This is a genomic window from Deinococcus marmoris, assembly GCF_001949125.1.
In the GTDB taxonomy this organism is placed as follows: Bacteria; Deinococcota; Deinococci; order Deinococcales; family Deinococcaceae; genus Deinococcus; species Deinococcus marmoris_A.
In genome coordinates, this window is record NZ_MSTI01000049.1 from 1 (window position 1) to 3,977 (window position 3,977).

Sequence of the window (3,977 nt, forward strand, 5' to 3'; positions counted from 1 at the left end):
CTCTCATAAAATCTGTCAGGCCGCCAGCTGCAAGATGTCAGTTAAGCTTAGTGAGATGAAGTCCTTACTCATTGAATCTGAAAAGGGACATAAAGCTTTTCACGATGCATATAATAAAGTGAAATCTCCATATTATTTAAGTAATATGTCCGAAACAGAAGAAGAATCATATTATATGATGAGTGATGGTGTTAATTCGTCTCTTGATGGCAGTATTAAGCTACGTGACGGTTTAATTCAAGTAATTAATAGTTTCAGGGAAGCTCAAGATCTTCCACCTTTGGACGGAGGCTTAAGTTCTTTAAATTAACTTATGCTTTATATAATTGTGGCCTTAGTACCAAGAAATAGGGCGGTGAATCCACTAGCCCAGAAATTGGCAAACACATCTTTAGATTTTAGAGCAGATTTTACCCTGATAGAACCCGGCTATTTCCTCTTGCCTAACTGGTCTTAGGCAAAAGAGGAAGGCGACCCGGAGGCCGCCTTTGATGTTGAACATGATCGCCCGCTACGCAGTGGAAGTCGAGCTGATGCGCCAGAAGTGGAGCTTCTGGTCGGGTGGGGTCGTTGGAAGGGGCGTCAATGAGGGTACAGGCAACCTTCATTCTGCCTGAGTAGCAGAACTCGGGTGGGGTGAAGCGGGCGGCTGATTCACGTTTGGCGGGGACGTAGGGCAGGTAAATGGTCACTAGGGCCGTGCTGGGTTGGGCTTGGGAGAGAGGCATCGGGCCACTGGCGCTCGGAGTGGTGGCTGCGAAGGCGGAGAAGGAGAGGGCGGCACTTGCAGCGAGGGTGGCGATCATCAGTCGGGTCTTGGTGTTCATGGTGTTCTCCTCGGGTGGTCAGAGGCGGGAGGCGTTCGTTTCCCCTGGGCGTGTGCCGCCTGCCCTCTGCCTGAGAGAACAGTAGAAAAACAGCCGTGAGCGCCCCATGATCAGCAGTGGACGCCCCATGATCAGCGGATGAACCGCAGTGAACCTGCGGGTGCTGAACAGCCCTGGGCAAGCCACCAGGAGATCCCGGACTGTCGTCTTCTCTGATCTCATTGCTGTTAGACAAGAAAAAATACAGGAATTTTATCCGGGTAAATTAGGGGGATCAAAGGTAACTGACCCGCTAGATACTCAAGTTTCCTGATCGTAAAATTAAGCCATGCCACAACTTGGAGCAGCAGCACAGTTCGCCCGGCCTGACCTGAATCTCGCTCTCACGGCTGACCAGTACCGATTCCTGGCCGACCTGCTCCTGGATCACATCGCAGCTCACCCGGAACAAAATAACACTCTTAGCTCGCTTGCTCGGAGTCTTTTCGTCCTGGCTGTTCGAGCCGATCATGTTGCTGGGCCAAGCACCGCCGCTTAGCGCAGCACCTCCAGGCTCGGACGGGCGTGAAGCCGGGGACCAGCGAGAAGATCCAGATTCCTGCCGGCAAGAAAGTGTCTTTCAAAGTAGCCAGCACGCTGAAGGGCGAGTTGTAAACGCAGTTCTAATACGGACTCCGATTAATTCGTACAGAGAGGCCACCAGTGGAACAGGGTGTGCTGCGTGATGAGATCGGGTTGGGTTTCCAGCCAGGCGCACCGTTCTCCGAGCGCTTCCTGGAGTTCGGCGAGTGATTCAAAACATCGGTTGGCCAGTGGCTCGTCCGTCAAGTTCCAGGCGCGTTCTACCGGCTGCAATTCTGGCGAATAGGGTGGCAGGGTCACCGTCTCCAGGCCAGGGGGATGTCCCTCCAGTGGAGGGACATGAAATCCCGCGCCATCTTCAACGAGCAATATGTGATGGTCTGGTCCCGCCCCCAGACTGGCTGCAAATGCGGCAGTCACGAGTTGGTAAGCGCGTTTGGTGACCTCTGGGACCAGCCAGAACTGGCTGGCTCCGCTCTCAGGGCAGACGAAGGCATACAGATACAGCCATTCATAGCGTGGCTGGACGGGCCGGGTGACTGGGTGACCCGTGGGTGTCCAGACGGGCCGCGTGATGGGTTGGAGGCCAATGCGATGTTCATCCATGGCCCACAACGAGACGTGATGGTGGAGCCGCTCCGCTGTGCGAAGCCGCTCCACTAGGATTTTGATTTGAACACTTCCTGGTCGGCCTCGTTGCCCCCGACATGTCGGGGGCGTGGACGCTGGGGCGAGAACCCGGCCAGTCGCATGAACTCATAGGTGCGGCCCAGGTACACCGTTTTGCCAAAGTGCTCCTGAATCCAGTCCTGAACCATTTTGCCGTTCCAGACGATGCCCTGGTCAAAATCTTCGCGCAGACGGGCGGCGAACTGTTGCTGCTCCGCCTCGGTCAAGACCGAGGGTGCGCCTGGATTGTCGGCGCGGCCATCCCCCAGACTGTCCAACCCCAGAGTGTGATACCGATGCAGGACTTTGCGCGCACCCGAGACGGAATATTGAGTCAACGCCAGCAGTTCGTGTTCACTCTTGCCTTCGGCAAGAAGCGCGAAAAACTGTGCCCTGCGCCGCTGCACGGCGCAGGTGCTGGCCCGGAAGATGCCCCAGAAGTCGGCAGCGGAGTGCTGAAGTTCAACGGAAGAATGAAAGTATTTGATCCTCAGATTCTACACTTTTTAATCGGAGTCCGTATAAGACATGAACCGCCCACAGCTGTGGGCGGTTCTTTTATGATGATCTCACGCGTTCAGTCGAACAAGGAAGGCAAAGCTGCTGGAGCTGGCGCGTCTGGCCACGCCCCCATCTCGCGGAACTCCAACCCCCTGACACGCAATTCCTTGAGCGCGGGCGCAGTAATCGACGGTGCAGCCAGAATGCCCCGCACCGCAGCCACGCCAGACTTTTGTACGGTAGCGACGTAGCGGCCCAGTTGGCTGACGGCGTCCTGGGTGGCCCGGCCCCGTTTGAGTTCCACCACCACATACTTTCCGTTCATATCGCGTGCGTAGAGGTCAATACCACCCGAATCAATGAGCAACTCGCGGTCCAGCACGGTGAGTCCTGGTTCGATTAGTTCCGGGTGACGAGCCAGTGCGTCCTGCATTTGTTTCTCTGAGCCAGAGAGTGTAAATGACGCTTCCTCGTATAAGTTCAGCGCGAGCGCGAGGTGTGGATGCAGGAAGGTTACGCGCACGAGTTCTTCCGGACTGCGGCGAGAAGCATGCAGGACGCAGCGGCCGTGTTCGACGCGGGCGGTGAGTTCGTCGGTGCGGGGTTGCCAGTTCATGGGCTTGATGCCGGTGGGCGCGTGGATCTGGAGGCTGCCGTCGCGTTTGATCAGGACGAGGTACGCGCCCACTTCGGCGGTGCTGGCCGCGCGGCCGTGATAGGTGACTTCAGCGAGGCCAGCGATCTGGATCAGGCAATCGCGGGTGCGGGTGTGGGTGTTGAGGAAGGTGGTCAGACTGGGTGGGTCTGGGGTGAGGAGTTGTGCGCGGATCATGCCGGTATGGTGGCATGGGTTGTGGCAAGTTGTTGCCTTCAAGAAAGCAGCGGAGCGTCGTGAAGGTCAGCGGCCTGAATGTCAGACTGTTGGCTACACAGTCTCTTGCCACATCTTGAACGCGGCTTGCTGGTGATGACGACGGTGGCGAGCGGGAATGGTGGAGCGAGCAGGGTGGTGAGGAGTCGCGATCCGGGCGTACAGGCTGAGAAAACCCTGTGTTTGTTGGCGTGAGCTGAATCCCCGCTGTTGCCGAACACGGCGCTGTGTGGGGCGGTGAGACTGCTCGTCCAGATTGTTACAACGGGCGGTAGGCACGACCTGAACGTACTCCATATTGTGGAGTACGGAAAGTTCCCGAAGCGCTACACCGTAACTCCACAGTTTGTCCGTACGGACGGCCTCTGGCACGTCAAATTTACCTGGCGGGTCACTTGTTACAGGCGTAAGCTTTTAGGATGGTGCGATTCCAGAAGAACCCCTTGCGAGCGTTTACGATGGATGAGCAGATGCGTCTGGAACAGCTTGTGTGATCTTTCCAAACAGCAATGGTTGTGGTTGCCTGG

General features: G+C 56.5%; 5 protein-coding genes and 1 pseudogene. 2 read left to right on the forward strand and 4 right to left on the reverse strand.

Annotated elements, in window-relative coordinates:
- On the forward strand, positions 1–310 hold a 310-nt coding region (locus BOO71_RS26840), incomplete at its 5' end, for a hypothetical protein (RefSeq protein ID WP_217694857.1).
- A gap of 1,069 nt (positions 311–1,379) precedes the next feature.
- A pseudogene (locus BOO71_RS07390) lies at positions 1,380–1,481 on the forward strand (HU family DNA-binding protein); the annotation flags it as partial.
- A gap of 24 nt (positions 1,482–1,505) precedes the next feature.
- On the opposite strand, the gene BOO71_RS29170 reads toward BOO71_RS07390, so the two are convergent.
- The 4 genes from BOO71_RS29170 to BOO71_RS07410 all read right to left on the reverse strand — a co-directional run bounded on the left by BOO71_RS29170 (position 1,506) and on the right by BOO71_RS07410 (position 3,822).
- Positions 1,506–2,015: a transposase gene (locus BOO71_RS29170; RefSeq protein ID WP_075831311.1), complete on the reverse strand. Its 510-nt coding sequence runs from the start codon at positions 2,013–2,015 to the stop codon at positions 1,506–1,508.
- A gap of 53 nt (positions 2,016–2,068) precedes the next feature.
- Positions 2,069–2,356 carry a helix-turn-helix domain-containing protein gene (locus BOO71_RS07400; protein ID WP_139322816.1) on the reverse strand — a complete coding sequence of 96 codons (288 nt, stop codon included), beginning with the start codon at positions 2,354–2,356 and terminating at the stop codon, positions 2,069–2,071.
- A gap of 299 nt (positions 2,357–2,655) precedes the next feature.
- The gene (nucS, locus tag BOO71_RS07405; RefSeq protein WP_075831313.1) at positions 2,656–3,411 is read right to left on the reverse strand and encodes an endonuclease NucS; all 756 of its coding nucleotides are present in this window, start codon (positions 3,409–3,411) and stop codon (positions 2,656–2,658) included.
- 93 nt (positions 3,412–3,504) lie between these two features.
- On the reverse strand, positions 3,505–3,822 hold the full coding sequence (locus BOO71_RS07410) for a DDE-type integrase/transposase/recombinase (RefSeq protein WP_075831314.1): 318 nt from the start codon (positions 3,820–3,822) through the stop codon (positions 3,505–3,507).
- Between the last annotated feature and the right edge of the window lie 155 nt (positions 3,823–3,977).